Source organism: Nostoc sp. 106C (assembly GCF_002154725.1).
In the GTDB taxonomy this organism is placed as follows: Bacteria; Cyanobacteriota; Cyanobacteriia; order Cyanobacteriales; family Nostocaceae; genus Aulosira.
Genome location: NZ_MTAW01000231.1, coordinates 1 through 18,407 on the forward strand (window position 1 = coordinate 1; position 18,407 = coordinate 18,407).

The 18,407-nt window shown below is 41.8% G+C and carries 13 protein-coding genes; 5 read left to right on the forward strand and 8 right to left on the reverse strand.

Annotated elements, in window-relative coordinates; translation table 11 throughout:
- Positions 1-175: 175 nt before the first annotated feature.
- The 7 genes from BV375_RS33545 to BV375_RS33575 form a co-directional block, all read right to left on the reverse strand.
- Positions 176-1,033: an SDR family oxidoreductase gene (locus tag BV375_RS33545; RefSeq protein WP_086768634.1), complete on the reverse strand. Its 858-nt coding sequence runs from the start codon at positions 1,031-1,033 to the stop codon at positions 176-178.
- A gap of 576 nt (positions 1,034-1,609) precedes the next feature.
- The gene (locus BV375_RS33550; protein WP_086768636.1) at positions 1,610-2,857 is read right to left on the reverse strand and encodes an HlyD family efflux transporter periplasmic adaptor subunit; all 1,248 of its coding nucleotides are present in this window, start codon (positions 2,855-2,857) and stop codon (positions 1,610-1,612) included.
- Positions 2,858-2,902: 45 nt separating this feature from the next.
- Positions 2,903-4,195 (reverse strand): hypothetical protein, encoded by a 1,293-nt coding sequence (locus BV375_RS33555; protein WP_086768638.1) that lies wholly within the window; start codon positions 4,193-4,195, stop codon positions 2,903-2,905.
- A gap of 973 nt (positions 4,196-5,168) precedes the next feature.
- Positions 5,169-5,591 carry a response regulator transcription factor gene (locus tag BV375_RS33560; protein WP_086768640.1) on the reverse strand — a complete coding sequence of 141 codons (423 nt, stop codon included), beginning with the start codon at positions 5,589-5,591 and terminating at the stop codon, positions 5,169-5,171.
- A 315-nt stretch (positions 5,592-5,906) separates the two neighbouring features.
- On the reverse strand, positions 5,907-6,620 hold the full coding sequence (locus BV375_RS33565; protein WP_086768643.1) for a Crp/Fnr family transcriptional regulator: 714 nt from the start codon (positions 6,618-6,620) through the stop codon (positions 5,907-5,909).
- Positions 6,621-6,961: 341 nt separating this feature from the next.
- The gene (locus BV375_RS33570; protein ID WP_086768645.1) at positions 6,962-8,119 is read right to left on the reverse strand and encodes a PAS domain-containing protein; all 1,158 of its coding nucleotides are present in this window, start codon (positions 8,117-8,119) and stop codon (positions 6,962-6,964) included.
- Positions 8,116-8,340, reverse strand: coding sequence for a hypothetical protein (locus BV375_RS33575; protein WP_086768647.1), 225 nt, complete (start codon positions 8,338-8,340; stop codon positions 8,116-8,118). The genes BV375_RS33570 and BV375_RS33575 overlap by 4 nt, the downstream gene beginning before the upstream one ends.
- Positions 8,341-8,873: 533 nt before the next feature.
- Between BV375_RS33575 and BV375_RS33580 the strand changes: the two genes are divergently transcribed.
- The 4 genes from BV375_RS33580 (at position 8,874) to BV375_RS33595 (ending at position 12,997) form a co-directional block, all read left to right on the forward strand.
- Positions 8,874-9,623, forward strand: coding sequence for a sucrose-phosphate phosphatase (locus BV375_RS33580; protein WP_208099233.1), 750 nt, complete (start codon positions 8,874-8,876; stop codon positions 9,621-9,623).
- Positions 9,620-10,258 (forward strand): Holliday junction branch migration protein RuvA, encoded by a 639-nt coding sequence (gene ruvA, locus BV375_RS33585; RefSeq protein ID WP_086689329.1) that lies wholly within the window; start codon positions 9,620-9,622, stop codon positions 10,256-10,258. The genes BV375_RS33580 and ruvA overlap by 4 nt, the downstream gene beginning before the upstream one ends.
- An 81-nt stretch (positions 10,259-10,339) precedes the next feature.
- The gene (gene bioF / locus BV375_RS33590; RefSeq protein ID WP_086768651.1) at positions 10,340-11,506 is read left to right on the forward strand and encodes an 8-amino-7-oxononanoate synthase; all 1,167 of its coding nucleotides are present in this window, start codon (positions 10,340-10,342) and stop codon (positions 11,504-11,506) included.
- A gap of 183 nt (positions 11,507-11,689) precedes the next feature.
- Complete coding sequence (locus BV375_RS33595) at positions 11,690-12,997, forward strand: Tudor-knot domain-containing protein (RefSeq protein WP_086768653.1); 1,308 nt, start codon at positions 11,690-11,692, stop codon at positions 12,995-12,997.
- Between the two features lie 316 nt (positions 12,998-13,313).
- Here the strand turns inward: BV375_RS33595 and BV375_RS33600 are convergent, their stop codons facing one another.
- Positions 13,314-13,739, reverse strand: coding sequence for a hypothetical protein (locus BV375_RS33600; RefSeq protein ID WP_086768655.1), 426 nt, complete (start codon positions 13,737-13,739; stop codon positions 13,314-13,316).
- Between the two features lie 624 nt (positions 13,740-14,363).
- Between BV375_RS33600 and BV375_RS33605 the strand changes: the two genes are divergently transcribed.
- Positions 14,364-18,128 (forward strand): COR domain-containing protein, encoded by a 3,765-nt coding sequence (locus BV375_RS33605; protein ID WP_086768657.1) that lies wholly within the window; start codon positions 14,364-14,366, stop codon positions 18,126-18,128.
- Positions 18,129-18,407: the final 279 nt, after the last annotated feature.

Sequence of the window (18,407 nt, forward strand, 5' to 3'; positions counted from 1 at the left end):
TCCCCCAAGCCCCCTCCAAAATAATTATTCGGTTTTTGTTTAGTAATTATTTGTGAGCTTTGTTGTCAATGAATTTTCTTAACTGAACTGTATTGAGCAATAGCCACCATATTTGCATATGGTGGGCATCGCCCACCCTACACTTAAAGATATAAACTACTCCAGCGAATTCTAACTAGGCATTCACAACGTCGCCGCCATTCGGGTGCAGAATTTGCCCCGACATATACGAAGAATCATCAGATGCTAAAAATACATAGCTAGGTGCAACTTCTTCTGGCTGTCCGGCTCGCTGCATCGGTACTTGGCTACCAAAGCTCTTAACTTTTTCCTCAGGGAAGGTAGAGGGAATTAGTGGTGTCCAGATGGGGCCGGGAGCTACGCCATTCACACGAATGCCTTTTTCTATCAGCGATTTCGACAAAGAACGGGTAAAAGCAACGATCGCTCCTTTGGTCGCTGAGTAATCTAGCAGTTGAGGACTTCCTTTGTAAGCAGTCACTGATGTAGTGTTGATGATGGCGCTACCTTCCTTGAGGTGAGGTAGAGCTGCTTTGGTGAGAAAGAACATGCTAAAAATATTGGTGCGGAAAGTACGCTCCAATTGTTCAGCCGTAATATTTTCAATACTTTCCTGTGGATGCTGCTCGGCTGCGTTATTCACCAAAATGTCTAGGTGTCCCAACTCTTTCACAACTTGTTGCACAGCTTGCTGGCAAACTTGCTCGTCGCCAATATCTCCCGCAATGGTGAGACAACGCTTACCTTCGGCTTCTACCAAGCGTTTTGTTTCTTCAGCATCATTTTGCTCATTTTTATAAACAATTGCTACATCTGCGCCTTCTCTGGCATAAAAAATGGCAACTGCCCGACCAATACCGCTATCACCACCAGTAATCAGCGCTACTTTGCCCTGTAATTTATCACTTCCCCGATATTTTGAGTCATCAGACCGGGGTTTTGGCGTCATTTGAGCTTCACTACCGGGAGGATTTTGTTGTTGCGGCGGTTGTAGTTCTTGTGCTTGAGTCATAAATCTGTTTCCTGCCAAGAATTTGTTTTGTGTGCTTTCATCTCGATGCGATCGCAGTTAAGAGGATGCTGGAAAAGCCTGAATATTTCCCAACATCCTCTCAACCCATTCTTACTTCACAACACTTTTAGTTCACTTTAGAAAACACAGATAATTACTTTCTCATTCATTGGTAAGAAGCTATATCTATTTCAGGTGGATTTTAGATAAAAACTATATGTGATTAAGACTACTAATTCTTCTAGCTTTGCTTTAGTCGCAGCTAAACTTCTCTCTTAATATAGCTAGATAACGTGCAAAAATCTAACTATTAATAGATGGAGAATTCTCAATATGAATAATTGCCAAAAATAGAAATTAAATTTTATCGAGTAAATTAAAAAATTGTATTCATAACTACATTTAAACTCGATCTCAACTACTTCTAAAGAGAGATTTAGTAGTTAGCGAATGTTTGGAAAGTTACCAAAATAAGTCAAAAAACCGTATTTGGGAATACAGTTTTTGAATTCAAAATAAAATATATGCAGTCACTACTCTAGAGCGAGCGCAAAACTTTTCGGTCTACTAAATTTGCTAAAAAAGGGGAGACTTTGGTTCGAGAAAGCGAACCTTTACACTCCTCCCTGCCAGACAAAAATCGTCAAATCTAGGGGTTTTCTGCCAATCAACTTTGATTCGCACTGTCGCTACCCGTACTGGTAGTTGACGGCGGGCAATTTCTGGCGGTGGTTCTGCAACATATTGTCCAACTTCAAAACGACCTGTACCTGCTCTGATTGTCTCTACTCGCCCTTTCCATTGAACATTACTTGAGTTATCAAGGTTGATTTGAGCTTTTTGTCCAATAACAAGTTTATTAGCATCAGTCTCATTTATGAATGCCTCTATCCAAAGATTCTGACAGTTGAGTAACTGAATAATCGATTTATTAGCTTCGACTATTTCCTGAGGCTGGGAATCAATTGACCAAATTACGCCTGTTGTTGGTGCTAGAACCAAGACGTTTTGTTGAGAGAGCAACTCTTTACTGGTAATGGATAGCTGTGACTGAATACTCTGGATTTGTTTAGAGAGGTTTCTTTCTTGTTGCTTTAGGTCTATTAACTCTATACCAAGCTCGAGAACACGAGTTTCAGGATAGCTTAAGGTGCGAGTTCCTTCTAGCTGAAGTCCAGCTTTCGTTGCTTCTAAGTTGAGTTTGGCTTGCTCAATTTTTGATTGAGCTTCCTTTACTACAGCTTCGGCTTGCTGCGCTTCTGCAATTTTGTTTTCAGACCTGGAAACGGTTTCTGCCCCCTCCTTTGCTAAACTAACAAAGCGTTGAGCGTCCCTCTGCACTACTTTTTTTTTGGCTTGTTCTTGATCAATTTCTTTTTCAAGTTGTTTTATCTGTTGATGGGCGTATTTAAGTTGAAGCATTCTCTGAGTAAAAGTTTGTTGCTTAAACAAGTCCATCAATTTAGTTCGGCTTTGAATTTGCTGTTTTACCCCAGAGAGTTGCTGTTGAGCATCTTGTAGGCGAGTTTTCAATTGCTGATTTTCAATTTTGAGAACTGATACTCGTGGATTTTCGACGGTAGATTTAATAGCACCGATTTGTGTACCTTTCTCAAGTTGGTTGCTCAACTTAATTTTCTCGCTTTTCAACTCTAGCTCACCTGGAATGGATGCCCGCACAAAAATGATTTCACCATTAACATAGGCTTGTACACTGCGAATTTGAGAGAAGCTGCGTCTCAGCCTGACTCCAATAACAGCCAGACAGCTAAGGAATAGAATCGAAAGGATAATTTTTCCTGAAGCTGTTTTAATTAATTTCATGAAACAAATGGCAGAAAAGATTTTGTATAGTCAGAAACATTCTTATTATGAATCCCAGGTAGCACCATAAGCTGAAATACCTTTCTCCAAACAAGTTTTAACCACCTTTTCAGTAACCACTTTGTTGGATACACAAAACACAGCTTGCGCCCTAAAATCTCGAACGGCACCAAGAGCTAGCTGCTCTACATTTGGTCTACCATGCATTCCTGTATCGAAAATATTGCAACGAGGATGAGAGTCAAGCAAAGACCAAAGTTTTTCGCCGTAAGTTTGTTTGTGTTCGTTAGCGATCCACACGATGCAAAGTTTATGACTATTTTCTATGACATGAGGTATTACTGGTGCAATTCCTGCTCCAGTTGCGATTACAACTACTCGTGAATAAGCGTTAATCGAGAACATAAAACCAGGAGGCTTGACTCGACGAACCCATAGTCGTTTGGGCCAATTTCCTTTTTCAACTTGCCGAATCAAATTTTTAGTCCAGTCGCCTACCGCACCGATTATTAAATGAATTTCTGAAGAGTCCGTTTGTTTGTTGAAACTAGTTCCTGCAACAGAAAAAGAATGCCATTCAATACCATCTAGACTAATTCGAGCAAATGTCCCTACGTCAGCCCTTCCTGGAAGAGTCACAACTAAAACTCCAACAGATGGACAATCCATCCTAAAATTATCAAAACACTGCACGCTTATCCAAGGCAAAAATATGCTGAAAATCATCAGCGCGATCATGAGTAAAACTGGATTAGTTAATAAAGTTTCTAGAGGATAAGCTTGGTTGAAAGCGATGATAAATTGAAATCTAATTTGATGGAAGACGAGAATACTCAAACAAGTCCATCCCAGATAGCGATGGCTGATTTCAAACGTATCATGGAACTTATGGCGGAATGGGGGAATAGCGGTGAGGATAATAATAAATAAAAGTGTTAACAATATACTGGATGTAACGATTGATATAGGATCGCTGGATGTAGCCATTGATAGAGGATCGCTTGGGTTTCCTAACTGCTGGAATACATCAACAATTAGCCAGAGAAAACCCCAAGTAGCGCATGAGGCGTGAACCCCACCGATGTAATGAACGCCACTATTAAGATAGTATTTGCCATAAACAATCTTTACCGAAGTCCATACTGCCAAACGATACAATAAATGTAAAATCAGTTCATTACGGACTAAAACAGCTACTAGTATATTGCCAACACTAAAAATTGACGTTGAAATGTCATTTAAATATATTGTTTCGTAAAAAATATCTAAAAGTAAAATATTGACGCTAGAAACCAAAATCCACCAAAAAACATGCATATTAAAGTTTTGCTTGAACATAAATCTGTCTCCTGAGATCAAGTTCAAATAACACCCTAGCTAAATTAAAGGTGGGTAACCTGGATTTCTTGTTTATGAGAAATCTAGGGTAAGACATTTACCTTCATAAGGCGGTGACTAGGTGTGTTTGTCTAAAGTGAGATTGGATTATGAGCGATTTTTGTTGAACACAGTAAAAAATTAGAGGATGTGCCCTTAAGTAAGATAGCAGATCCCATATAATTTCAACTACGCACCTTTACTTTAGGAACGCGCCTCAAGGCTGAGTATTGTCTCAGGGGGGATGACAACGCGATCGCCTATCTGCAAAGAGCCAACTTCATACTTTCCCCCAGCACTTTTTACCAGAGTACTAGCATTCATCTTTCCTCCTCATTCCAGGTTCTTGATAATTCCATAGGACTTGTCAAAAAACGTTGCCGCTGTACCCGTCTCACTATGTCGTGGCTTAGCCACAATTAGTTGTAAACATGACAGAATAAAAGTCCCAAACATACAAGAATTTTTCATGGAATCGTCAAAAACTCAAACAAGAAAAATAGAGAATCATACTCTTTTGGGATAGACAACACTTGACAATAACAGCAGAATTAGCAATTCAGAAATCAGAAGTAAAACAAGCTCATTATCTAGTTTTCATCTCTGATCGTTGAAATATATGTAATACCATTTTGAAAAAAGAACGCGACACATGAGTAGGGGCACGGCAGCCACAATCTTTTGGTATATCAAATTATTTTACTGGTGCCGTGCCCCTACAAAGAATTTATCTGTCGCAAACATTATTTGAATTGGTATAAATTGGGCAATGCCTACCATATCCGAGTTTTTTGATACAGACGATTTGTTTTTAATTCTTTCCCCCTGCTCCCTGCTCCCCTGCCATCAAAGCGATGGGATTTTTTTCTAGGTGGAAGTCCCTAAGCGATTTACTTTAGAGTTAGCATTGGTCTGAGTTTGTGTGCTGACCATATTAATTTTCTGATTGAGGTTGTGTATGGACAAAGCAAAGATGACGCAGAAAATTTATCAACTGCTGTGCATCTTCTAGGTAAATCACATATTCACTGTCGCCGACTTTAATGTTCTTGCCTTCCATATCTGCTCCGTATTCCTCAGCCATAACTACAATCGGCGTGTGGCTGGGTAACACTGCATTTTGGCGTATGCGCTGCCCCATATTAATGAACTGTTGTATCGACAGATCAACCTGATTGAGCAAAATTACGTTAGGGCGATCGCGCTCATAACATGCTCGGGCGATCGCATCTTCTTCGTCTAGTGCTACAATTGCACGGAAACCATGACTGTAAAGATTATATCTAAGAAGAGGGCGTGTCTCATCATCCTGTTCAATTAGCAGGATAGTCGCCTGTGTCTTTTTTTTGTCGTTCATTTGTCACCTGATTTTTCCCTCTCAAATTCCACTCGCAGGTTGAGAGAAGAGAACTCTGACACAACCAGACGAGAAAATTATTTGTACACAATCAAATCGGTAGATTAAGCTTGGACTTATAGCAGTATGAATTTTGCAACAGTTTAACCAGTTGCTACATCGGAGGGAACCTCCGATGTAGCAACTGGCGTTGCGTGGCCTGGTTTCCTGACTTGAGCAAACTTTTTAACTAGATCAGCGTTTCACATTTCCAGCTGTCGCAATATTTTTTGAAAATAGTAGTGTTTTATACTCCATATATAAGTAAGAAATATTTTATCTACAAGCTTTCTGCTTGTTTTCCAGCAAGCGATCGTATTCTTCTCTAAGAGTTGTGAAACACTCACATGCAGCCGCTTCTAGCCCTTGCTGGTTCAAGATATGGACATGACCGCGCTTATACTCGATCAGACCATTCTCCTGAAGCTTTTGGGCAGCTTGGGTGACGCCAGCACGACGCACGCCCAGCATATCAGCGATGAACTCCTGCGTCAGCATCAGATTATCTGAGTTAAGGCGGTCTTGTGACTCAAGCAGCCAACGTGCCAAGCGTTGTTCCAAAACGTGGAGACGGTTGCAGGCAGCAGTCTGCGAGATTTGCGCGATTAAGGCTTGAGTATAGCGCAGTAGGATACTACGCAGTTCTGGATTGCTATCAAACCCCTTCCGTATTGCCCGCGCCTTCGCCTTGATTGCGCTACCAGCAACCTGTACAGTGTACTCTGTCTGAGTAGTTTCATTCCCGCCCATGAAGGCATTCACGCCTAGCATTTCCCGGTTACCAACCAAACCAGTTTCAGCCGTTGAGCCGTCACTCATCGTGATAGTGATTGAGAGAAGGCAATCAATGGGGAAATAGATATCCTCGATGGTCTCACCTGCGTCGTGCAGCCGCTCACCCTGATGCAGCAAGACTCGCTTCATACAGGGGGCAAGCTTTTCTGATAACTCAGGTGATAGCGCTGCAAGAAGTCGGTTTTCACTACTCATGTAGAGACTTACACCAGTTATTGATTTTTTATTATCAAATGTTTAGTAAAGGCTTTCACCTAACTAAATGAATAAGTCAGAAGATAAATTTTAAATAGTCTTCTAACAAAAGAATGTGATTAAGCTCATGTCGCCCCTTTTAAGGGAATTCCAAATAAAAAAACCATCATTTTGAATGCAGGGGATAGGGGGAAATGTAAGAATTTAAGAGCCAGAATTCAGGAGCCAAAAGGGTTAAAGAATAAGGAGAAATATTAGATGAATCAATCTACTAGATTACCTCTAAATTCTGACTTCTGACTCCTGGGTGCTGAATTCTTACGGGGGAATGGCACTAAGATTTATGCTTTCAAAATTAGATGATGCTGGGAGTCTATCCTCAATTTCTTTTGCTGCTGTAGTTGTTTAAGTAACTGAGTAATGGTGACTCTGGTTGTACAGGTGGCAATGGCAAGGTCTTCATGAGTTAGACGCACGCTTAATCGAGTTCCATCCCTTACAGGGTGCCCAATTTCCCGTTTTAAAACTTGTAATAAACTGTTCAAGCGGTCTAATACTCGTGCTTGTCCGTGAACAGCTAGCAGCAATTCCGTTTGTCTTAATCGTTGGCTAATTTGAGGTAAAAGACGCTGCCTAAGTTCGACAGAACTGACATACTCGCTCACTGGAATGCTCCATAGCTGAGTATCTGAAAGGGCAATTGCCTCATAGAGTGGTAAAGCAGTCAAACTAGCGCCAAAGGGTGCTGAGGTGCCTGCTAATCCCACCAAGACCTTTTGACCTCTATCAGAAAATGTTGTCAGCTTCACTAGTCCTGAACAAACCTGCCAAATCGTCTGCGGGTTTAAAGGAATTGTTTCTCCTTTGTGATAATGCTGCAAAGGGTAACTGAGATTAATATAACTATCAGGCTGTTTGTCTGTTGTGACTAAGTTATGGCTTTGGTGGCGCAACAGCCAGCGTAAGGTCAACGGTTGGTTGGCTTCTTGGCGGTTGACCTCGACAAGAACACTAACATCAAATGCTACTCCTTGCTTTGGAAGCAAGCGGACTTGCCACTCTTGTTTCCAAGGTCTTTGCTGAAGTTGCTGTAAGTCAGTTTGGAATTGTTGCCGCGTTTCATGAGTGACGAAATCTATGAGCGAACGACCAATCAATAAAGGCTGCTGGAGGTTAAGCAACTTAACAGCCATCCGATTAGCTTCCTGAATTCTTCCATCTATATCTGTCAGCAAGCAAGCATTTGGAATAAACTCCAACAACTCCTGATAGCGTTGGCGTTCATTTTGTACAGTTTGGTTAGCCAATACTAACTGCTGATTCTGCTGGTATAGTAATTCTGCTGCTCTCTGAAGTCTCTCAAAGGCAATACCGAGTTCAGGGAGAGTTGATGATAATAAAATTGATGGTTGTGAAGCAGAAGTGTTGATTCTTTGATATAGATGAGATAAGCGATCAGACATCGCCTTTATTTGTTGAGTAAAGGCAGCTGCATTCATATTGGAGACACCAATTGAACTCGTCTATTTTGGTAAGCAAATGTTGCAATTAACTTAGCAATTCCAAAAGGTTTGGATAACTGCTTGCCAAAGCCGATAATGAGAGCGATCGCTGCTAAGTCATTCGCTACAAAAATCATTGTTAACAAATTTCTCAAATCACGATCGCGATCAACAACGAGTACTCGCAGGCCGTTGAATGGCAAAGATTCATCGGACATGATTGGTAAATATTTTATCTAAATGTCAATAGGTTAAGCAAATTCAGCAAACTACATTCACTTGAGGTTTGTACTTTCTCATTAGCCATTGGTCATTTGTCCTTTGTAAACACAAATGATTATTCACAAACAGAGAAGTTTGCTCTAAGGTTCCTTCTACTCGGAACTTCAAAGTCATCCCTCATGACAAGAAAGCGCATGAACTTAGCAATCTGCAATGATTGAGAGCTTGATAGCTTATATTCTTTAAGCATAATTCTCATTCACATCCATTTCAGTACGGAACCGCACTGAAGAAAGGTAGAACTGAAGATTCTATGGACTCCCGTATCGATGGAGTATGAGAACAGTTCTTCGTTACCCAACTGCAAAATATATCTGTTGGCGTGCAACTGTCGTCAACTGACGTGGCATAAACCCGTATTCTTTCTGCCTTCTGCCTTTATTGCTCAGAACGCTATCGTTTGGATGATGAGATTAAGTACAAAAACAGCATACACTTTTTGATGGTAAATCTGACAAAAGGAGTTGCTGTGACTAGTTTTTTATTTGTAACTGATTTAGATAATACTCTGGTAGGAAATGACGCAGCTCTTGTAGAGTTAAACGATCGCCTCCAAAAACATCGCCAAGAATATGGTACAAAAATTGTTTATGCAACTGGGCGATCGCCTCTACTTTACCGAGAACTGCAAGTTGAAAAAAATCTCTTGCAACCAGATGCTCTTGTTTCGTCTGTGGGTACGGAAATTTATCTTAATGGTAGTAATCAGCCAGATGCAGGTTGGTCAGAAATTCTCTCTCCGGGATGGGATCGCGAACTTATACTTTCTATAACTGATAAATACCCTGAGTTAACTTTGCAACCAGACTCAGAACAGCGCCCTTTCAAAGTAAGTTTTTTTCTCGAACAAGCGGTAGCATCTGGTATTTTATCGCAACTTGAGTTAGAGTTACAAAAATCTAATTTAAAGAAAAAGTTAATCTATAGCAGCGGAATTGATCTTGACATCGTTCCCCTTTCCAGCGATAAAGGTCAGGCAATGCAATTTCTGCGTCAAAAGTGGAAATTTGCAGCAGAACAAACTGTTGTCTGTGGTGATTCAGGTAATGATATTGCTTTATTTGCTGTAGGCAACGAACGGGGGATCATTGTCGGGAATGCCCGCCCTGAGCTACTTCAGTGGCACAACGAGCATCCCGCTGACTACCGTTACCTAGCACAAAATTTTTGTGCAGGTGGCATTCTGGAAGGACTAAAATATTTTGGATTCTTAGAATGATTAGTTATCTAAAAGGTATCGTTGCTGGTGTTCAAACAATTAGCAGTAATCGCGTGATTTTGACCCTTGAAGTCAATAACATGGGGTATGATTTGCAAATTCCGCAGCGGCTAGCACAGCATTTACCAGAGTCGGGAGGAGTGGTGCAAATCTTTACCCACTACCAAATTCGCGAAGAAGTGCCGTTATTGTATGGCTTTGCTTCCCCATCTGAACGGGATTTATTTCGTCATCTGCTAACTGTTAGCGGTATTGGTGCTGCTTTAGCGATTACCCTGTTAGACACGTTAGAACTACCAGATTTAGTCCAAGCAATTATCGCGGCCAATATCCAAATCCTGATTCAAGCCCCAGGCGTTGGCAAAAAAACCGCAGAACGCATCTGTTTGGAACTGAAAAGCAAATTGATCGAGTGGCGCAAATCAGCAGGGTTCTTCGTCGCTACAGGCGGTCCAGCACCAGGTATTCTCGAGGAAGTGCAAATGACTTTGTTTGCCTTGGGCTATACTGCTCACGAAGTCAGCCACGCCTTGCATGTAGTCAGCGAAGATATCGGACTCCCGAAAGACGCCTATGTAGAAGATTGGATTAAACAAGCGATCGCCCATCTTAGCAGTAGCGAACAAATTGGTTAGTAACCATTTGTCATTGGTCATTGGTCAATTGTCATTTGTCAATAATTCTCTCCCGGCTTCCTTGTCCCCCCACACTTCCTCATGCCTATAGATCCCTATGCTTGGCTAGAGCAGTCTTTGGCAACTATTCATCGGGCGGATTGGTATCGCTCAGTAAAAACAATTTACGGGCGTCCCGGTGCTACTGTGTTTCTAGAAGGGCGGGAAGTAATTAATTTTGCCAGTAATGACTACTTAGGATTGGCGGGAGATGAGCGCTTAATTGCGGCTGGGGTTGCAGCTACCAAAGAATTTGGCACAGGCACCACGGGTTCTAGATTACTTAGCGGACAGCGGGAATTACATAGAAAGTTAGAAAAAGCGATCGCATCTTTAAAACAAACAGAAGATGCATTAGTATTTAGTTCAGGATATTTGGCAAATTTAGGTGCGATCGCCGCTTTGGTAGGTAAGCGCGATTTGATTTTATCTGACCAATACAATCATTCCAGTCTCAAAAATGGGGCAATTCTCAGTGGTGCAGCCGTAATTGAATATCCGCACTGTGATATTACATCTGTAAAAAACCACTTGATTGAGCAAAGGCAAAATTACCGACGCTGTTTAATCCTCACCGATAGCGTCTTTAGTATGGACGGCGATTTATGTCCTTTGCCAGCACTATTAGATCTAGCTGAAGAATTTAGCTGTATGCTCCTTATTGATGAAGCACACGCCACTGGAGTCATGGGCAAAACTGGCGCAGGGTGTGTTGAATATTTTGGCTGTACGGGGAAGCAATTAATTCAAATTGGTACTTTGAGTAAAGCCTTAGGTAGTTTAGGCGGATATGTAGCCGGAAGTACTACCTTGATTGACTTTTTACGGAATCGCGCCCCGACTTGGATTTACACCACAGGACTTTCACCCGCAGACACAGCAGCGGCGTTAGCAGCAATCGAAATAGTCCAGCAGGAACCGCAACGCCTTACCCAGTTGTGGACGAATGTAGATTACTTAAAACAGTTAATTCAAGAGCAGATATTTGAATTAAACTTACTGCCTTCAGAATCACCTATATTATGTTTTCAATTGTCTAGTGCCGCAGAAGCATTAAAAGCGGGACAATATTTAAGAGATGCGGGAATTTTTGCCCCAGCGATTCGTCCGCCAACTGTGCCCACTAGTCGCATTAGAATATCTGTGATGGCGACGCATGAAGCAATGCATATTGATAAATTAGTAGCAGCATTGCGGACATCAGTGTAATTAGTAATTCGTAATTACTGAAAATTCCCGTTGTCCAGATCCCGGACTTCTTTGAGAAGTCCGGGATCTAACTTTTCACGAGTTCTCACTCGAAGCACCAAAGATGTGTTTCCAGAGCAATCGACAACTCAAAATGATTGCGTATAATTTAATACTATACCTTTGAGTTGCGAGGATTGATTCATGGATAAGTCAATTATTCAGTTGGTTGACGAATTACCCAATGACAATATTACTGTCAAGGTTTTAAAAGCCCTCGATTATGTCGCCCCAGGAGAGTGGAATAACTTAGTCGGCTTTGACAATAGTATCCGTGTAATTACTGGTGAGACTGATGCCAAAGTAATTCAGAAAATTCGCGATCGCGCTGTCTCTCTCTATCACGATCCCCAAAATGGCTACCAAACTGCAATCAAACTTTATCAAACTATCGATAAAGCCGACACAGCTATGGCTACAGCAGCTTTAGCTAACAAAGTTGGTGAAAAAATCGGCTTTCTCTCGTTTTTAAGTAATATCACTCCCAAAGCAGACGTAACTCAAACTATAGATTTAGTCCTAAAAATTGCTGTCGAAATCATCGCTTTTTCTAAACTAAATGGTATTCCTAGTCCAAATCCCCAAGCATTTGCTACTTCTTTAGCAGAAAACTACAAAGATGCATCCTTAACGCGGATGGTAGCTTTAGTTTGTCTAGATGGAATGCTACCTTTAGGCCCCGACTTTCTCAGCAAGATTCATAATATTATTAGTGGTGCTGATGCCAGCAGCATAGTAGCTCAAAATCCTGTTTTCTTAGCAGTTAACAACTTTTTGCCAGGTAATAACCCTGGTGAGAAATTTGGCTTTATTACTCAGGCTTTTAACTCTGTGCAAGGCTGGATGAATAACTTAGTAGCCAAGACAGGCTTAACACCGCAATCTATTTCTAGCCATTTAGGTAATTTTATCCAGATTGCTGATGATAACTTAGATTTTGTTGCTGCATTCTTAGATCAAACCACCAATTACTACGAGCATACAGGAATTCAAACTGTCGCTCGCACCTTGATTTTGCGATCGCACTCTTTAGTCAAAGCCGAAACTCCCCAAGATTCGCCACAGTCTCGCCAAGATACCTCATCGGCTGCAAAGTCAGATACTAGCCAGTATGCAGTCAGCAAAACCGTAGAAGTCTGGGATGGTGACGAAGAAGATTGGTATCAAGCCACAATCGAGAAAATCCAGGAAGATCAATTTTTTGTGCATTACCTTGGCTACGGTTCCACCTATGACGAGTGGGTTGGCGAAGATGAGATTCGGATTCGCGAACATGGTGCATCCGATGACAATGGATTTGCAGTTAGCCAAAAAGTCAAAGTCTGGGATGAGGACAACGAAGATTGGTATTCCGCAAGTATTGAGAAAATTCAAGGTCAGCAATACTATGTGCATTACCTAGATTACGACTCTTCTTATGACGAGTGGGTAGATGCAGAAGAGATTAGGTAATTTGTAATTAAGCAATCAAATCGTTGGTTACTCAGATCCCCGACTTCTTCAAGAAGTCGGGGATCTTTGTGCGATCGCAACTATCACAGTTATGGGCGATCGCCTGACATTTTGCACCTTCTCAATAAGGGCTGGGTGGCAATGCCCAACGCTACTTCTCTCAACGCGGGGAACTCACGCACGAGGGTGGCTCCCCTACAAATTAATAAGCATTTCAAGCTGTGGTTTTTGCAATAAGACAGTGGTTTAAAATATAATATCGCCCTATTTTTCACCAAATAAAAGAGCGATCGCACGAATTATATAGTTAACCGAATTAAGGCAAAACAACAGGGCTTTCCTTACCATTGTTGTTTGCACCATTCAAAGTTGTAACTACCGTACTCTCAGATGAAGAATCAGCTTTCTTAGAACGGCGTGATGAACTCTTGCGTAGCTTACCTCCCGCCTGGGTATATTGCACACTATCTCTGCCATAATTGGTTGCCACACTCATTAACATCATTTCTGAATAGCTGCTTAATTTTTCTTCAATTTGAGAGATACGACCTGCCATTTCATCTAAAGAAGTGAGTAAATTATTATAGTTTGATAGCTCAGTTTGCAAACTTTGAATTAAGTTGTCGTAGTCTGTCAAATTTAATCCCTTGCCAAAGTCTAGAGTCGGACTAATCCAGCGCATTCCGGCAATTCGCCGTAAAGCTTTTTCGAGAGTAGGTGAATTGCGTTTTAGTCTTGCCATATACAGTGCTGAAGTAAATTAGAGAATTACTGCGTATACTCTAGCTAATGCAATCATGAACTTCTCTGAGAAATAATTCGGAAAAATTAAACGCAAATTGATGTTATCTTTAGTTGTTTATACTGAATTTTTTTTTAAACGTCAAAAATACTACTTTTAAAAGCAACAGGTACTTCAGAGTCGTGTTGAGGTACTTCGGAGTCGTGTTGAAGTACTTCAGAGTCGTGTTGAGGTACTTCGGAGTCGTGTTGAGGTATTAAATAATGGTTTTGCCTAGCTTAACTCGACTTACGGCGAAGGCGATCGCATTCTTGCTTTAGACTTAGGAAAGTGCGTTAGCAGAGTTTAACAAAGCGATCGCATTATTTTTGTTGTGATTATAAGGAAGCGATCGCAAGAGTTAAACATTCTTTAGCTACACGGCATCAAGCTGAATATTTTCCATAAAAATCGCGACGTTGATCGCTACTAGCCCGATGTTCTTAATGAACGCGTATTATAATGTGACATTAAGTGCCTAAACGCGCAGCAGCTTGTTTCTAGACATCGGTTCCTGATTGATACTGTATGCCTGCAATTTAAAATACCTTGAAAGTAGTAGATAATAGTTCAGCAATTTCGCTCATGACCGAGACAGAACTGCTACAGGTAATTGAACAAGCAGCGAAAGAAGGTGCAACAAAACTTGACCTCTCTAGTAAATATTTGACGGCTTTACCGCCTGAGATTGGACAACTGCTCAGCTTGCAAACGCTCGACCTCTACAATAATCAACTCAGCAGTCTGCCAGCGGAAATTGTGCAACTGGTCAACTTGCAAACGCTCGACCTCTACAATAATCAACTCAGCAGTCTGCCAGCGAAAATTGTACAACTGGTCAACTTGCGATCGCTCGACCTCAGCTACAATCAACTCAGCAGTCTGCCAGCGGAAATTGTGCAACTGGTCAACTTGCAATCGCTCTACCTTAGGAGTAATCAACTCAGCAGTCTGCCAGCGGAAATTGTACAACTGGTCAACTTGCAATCGCTCGACCTCAGCTTTAATCAACTCAGCAGTCTGCCAGGGGAAATTGGACAACTGGTCAACTTGCAATCGCTCAACCTCGGGGAGAATCAACTCAGCAGTCTGCCAGGGGAAATTGTCCAACTGGTCAACTTGCAATCGCTCAACCTCAGGGAGAATCAACTCAGCAGTCTACCAGGGAAATTTGGAAAACTGGTCAACTTGCAATCGCTCGACCTCAGGGAGAATCAACTCAGCAGTCTGCCAGGGGAATTTGGAAAACTGGTCAACTTGCGATCGCTCGACCTCAGCTACAATCAACTCAGCAGTCTGCCAGGGGAATTTGGACAACTGCTCAACTTGCAATCGCTCTACCTCTGGGAGAATCAACTCAGCAGTCTGCCAAGGGAATTTGGACAACTGCTCAACTTGCGATCGCTCTACCTCTACAATAATCAACTCAGCAGTCTGCCAGGGGAATTTGGACAACTGCTCAACTTGCAATTGCTCTACCTGGGCGGTAATCAACTCAGCAGTCTGCCAGAGGAATTTGGACAACTGCTCAACTTGCAATCGCTCTACCTGGGCGGTAATCAACTCAGCAGTCTGCCAGGGGAATTTGGACAACTGCTCAACTTGCAAACACTCGACCTCAGCAGTAATCAACTCAGCAGTTTGCCGAGAGAAATCAGACAATTAGCAAATCTGGAAAAGCTAGATCTTCGGAGAAATCCTGTCCCGATTCCACCTGAGATTTTAGGGACGAGAGAGTTGTCTCAATATCCAGGCGATGTAAATGAAATTCTCGATTTCTATTTTCGGGTGCAAGATCCTAAAGAAACTGAACCACTCTACGAAGCAAAATTCTTAATTGTTGGCGAAGGGGGAGCAGGTAAAACATCTTTAGCTAATAAAATTAAAAACGAAATTTACAATCTCCAGCCTGATGAAAAATCAACCGAAGGCATTGAGATCATAAGGTGGCACTTTACCCAAGAAAATGGCAAAGATTTTCGCGTCAACATCTGGGATTTTGGCGGACAAGAAATCTACCACCAAACTCATCAGTTTTTCTTGACTGAACGTTCTCTTTATGCTTTAGTCGCTGATAGTCGCAAAGAAAACACAGACTTTTACTGGTGGCTTAAGGTTGTTGAACTCTTAAGTGAAAATAGCCCAGTTCTGATTATTAAAAACGAAAAACAAGACCGTCAATGCGAAGTTAATGAGCGTCAATTGCGTGGCGAATTCACCAATTTAAAAGAAACCCTATCAACCAACCTAGCTACTAATCGCGGTTTACCAGAAATTAAACAAGCTATTCAAGCCTACATCAGTAGACTTCCCCACGTTGGTACACCTCTGCCAAAACTCTGGGTGAGAGTTCGTTTAGCTTTAGAAAACTACTCCCGCAACTACATTAGGTTTTACGAATACGAAAACCTTTGCCGAGTTAATAATTTAACTGGCCGTAAAGATATGCTGCGGCTCAGCCGCTATCTCCACGACCTCGGTGTTTGCCTACACTTTCAAGACGATTCTACACTTAAACACTATGTCATTCTCAAACCAGAATGGGGTACAACTGCTGTCTACAAAGTGTTAGACAATAAAAACGTCGAGAAAAATCTAGGATGTTTTAATCAAAAGGATCTAGAAGATATTTGGCAAGATAACGAATATGCTGATATGCAAGATGAACTGCTGCAACTGATGATGCGGTTCAAACTTTGCTACCAAATTCCTAATTGTCCCGGCAATTATATTGCACCGCAACTACTCGATATCAACCAACCCGACTATAACTGGGAGAAAACTAATAACCTGATTTTACGCTACAAATACGAGTTCATGCCCAAGGGTATGATTACCCGCTTCATTGTAGAAACACACCCTTGGATTGAACAACAAAAACTCGTTTGGAGAAGCGGCGTTGTTCTCTACAAAGACCAAACTCGTGCTGAAGTAACGGAACACTACAATCAAAAAGAAATTAAAATTCGTGTAACAGGAAATCGTAAGAAAGAATTACTAGCTGTTGTCACTCACGAACTAGATAAAATTCATCAGTCTTTTGAGCGTTTGCAGTATCAAACTCTTGTTCCCTGTAACTGTAAAGAATGTGAGGGAAGCACACAACCTTATTCTTACGAATTAGATAAATTATACAAGCGGTTAAAAGCTAATCGGTATCAGATTGAATGTGAGAACAGCTATGAAATGGTTGATGTCCGCAGGCTGATTGATGATGTTAATTTACAATCTCAATTTGAACCACTACAAAAGGAATTATCTCAAGCCAGAAATGAATCATTTAAAAATCAAGCTATTGTGAATTACCACGATTTCCAAATATTAGTAACAGCAGACCGTAAAATTCGCGCTTCCTCAGAACAAGGCGATGAGTGGGGCGAATTGCGGTTGGAAATCAACAGAATTAAGCTGTCATTAAAACTGATTGAGTCTCGGCAAACAGATACCGATTTACTCAAAGCCCTAGGTGGCGAACTCTACCAAGCACTTTTCCCTATAGATATTCGTGGTCAATTGCGGGCTACAATCGCAGGCGCACAAGCGAATGATTACGAGGTACGCTTGCGCCTAGTGTTTGAATCTCCCGAACTAGCCGCCCTCCCTTGGGAATTCCTCTATGATGAGGCTACTAATACTTTCCTTGCAAACAACACCCAAACTGTACTTTCACGTTATGTTGACGTTCCTGGACAAAAGCGCGATATCAAAGCTGCAAGCCTACCGCTTAAAGTTTTGCTAGTCATCGCCAGCCCAACTAACTTAACTCAATTAGACGTTGCTGGGGAAGAACGCCTCATCCGTGACGCACTGGCAAAACACATAGATGCAGGCAAAATTGAGTTAGATGTGCTACAAGAAGCTACCATCCGCAACATTAACCAAAAGCTACGCGAAAAGCCTTACAATGTTTTTCACTTCATCGGTCACGGTAAATTTGAGAACAACAAAGGCTGTATTGCTCTAGTAGATACCGATGGCAAATACAAATTAATGGATGATGAGGGCTTTGCCAACTTCTTCTTGGGCAACCGTAGCCTGGGATTAGCTGTGCTAAATTCCTGTCAAGGTGCAACGGTATCATCCAACCAAGCATTTGCAGGTATAGCGCCTAACCTAGTGCAACGAGGAATCCCCGCAGTAGTCGCCATGCAATATGAAATCCTCGACACCACCGCCAAGCTGTTTGCTGATGAATTCTATCGCACTCTTGCCTTAGGCTGGCCTGTAGACGCAGCCATGCAAACCACCCGCAACGCCATCTCGATGGAAGTTGGTTTAAATCAGCCTGACTTTGCCACACCAGTGCTTTATATGCGGGCTAAGGATGGAATAATTTTGAGTGGGTTGTGAATGCCTTCTGGTTAGTCACATTTTTGTAACCATCCAAACATCGTGCTTACCGACATCCCGCCCTGAGCGAAGTCGAAGGGCTAATAAGCTAACCCGCCCATAATCCTTAACCTCAGAAAGACGCGGCGACGCGGAGAAAAGGAGACGCGGAGATGCAATTTTAATGATTATTAGCTTATACCAATTTGAAAAAAGAATGCGACAGATTGTAGGGGCACGGCACTGCCGTCATATCTAGAATATTTATTGATGTGTCGCAAACATTATTTGATTTGGCGA

Excerpts from the sequence above, each read along its gene's own strand:
- BV375_RS33605 (WP_086768657.1), top strand. The coding sequence starts at position 14,364 with ATGACCGAGACAGAACTGCTACAGGTAATTGAACAAGCAGCGAAAGAA.
- BV375_RS33600 (WP_086768655.1), bottom strand. The coding sequence starts at position 13,739 with ATGGCAAGACTAAAACGCAATTCACCTACTCTCGAAAAAGCTTTACGG.
- ruvA (WP_086689329.1), top strand. The coding sequence starts at position 9,620 with ATGATTAGTTATCTAAAAGGTATCGTTGCTGGTGTTCAAACAATTAGC.
- BV375_RS33575 (WP_086768647.1), bottom strand. The coding sequence starts at position 8,340 with ATGTCCGATGAATCTTTGCCATTCAACGGCCTGCGAGTACTCGTTGTT.
- bioF (WP_086768651.1), top strand. The coding sequence starts at position 10,340 with ATGCCTATAGATCCCTATGCTTGGCTAGAGCAGTCTTTGGCAACTATT.
- BV375_RS33565 (WP_086768643.1), bottom strand. The coding sequence starts at position 6,620 with ATGAGTAGTGAAAACCGACTTCTTGCAGCGCTATCACCTGAGTTATCA.
- BV375_RS33550 (WP_086768636.1), bottom strand. The coding sequence starts at position 2,857 with ATGAAATTAATTAAAACAGCTTCAGGAAAAATTATCCTTTCGATTCTA.
- BV375_RS33560 (WP_086768640.1), bottom strand. The coding sequence starts at position 5,591 with ATGAACGACAAAAAAAAGACACAGGCGACTATCCTGCTAATTGAACAG.
- BV375_RS33595 (WP_086768653.1), top strand. The coding sequence starts at position 11,690 with ATGGATAAGTCAATTATTCAGTTGGTTGACGAATTACCCAATGACAAT.
- BV375_RS33570 (WP_086768645.1), bottom strand. The coding sequence starts at position 8,119 with ATGAATGCAGCTGCCTTTACTCAACAAATAAAGGCGATGTCTGATCGC.
- BV375_RS33555 (WP_086768638.1), bottom strand. The coding sequence starts at position 4,195 with ATGTTCAAGCAAAACTTTAATATGCATGTTTTTTGGTGGATTTTGGTT.
- BV375_RS33545 (WP_086768634.1), bottom strand. The coding sequence starts at position 1,033 with ATGACTCAAGCACAAGAACTACAACCGCCGCAACAACAAAATCCTCCC.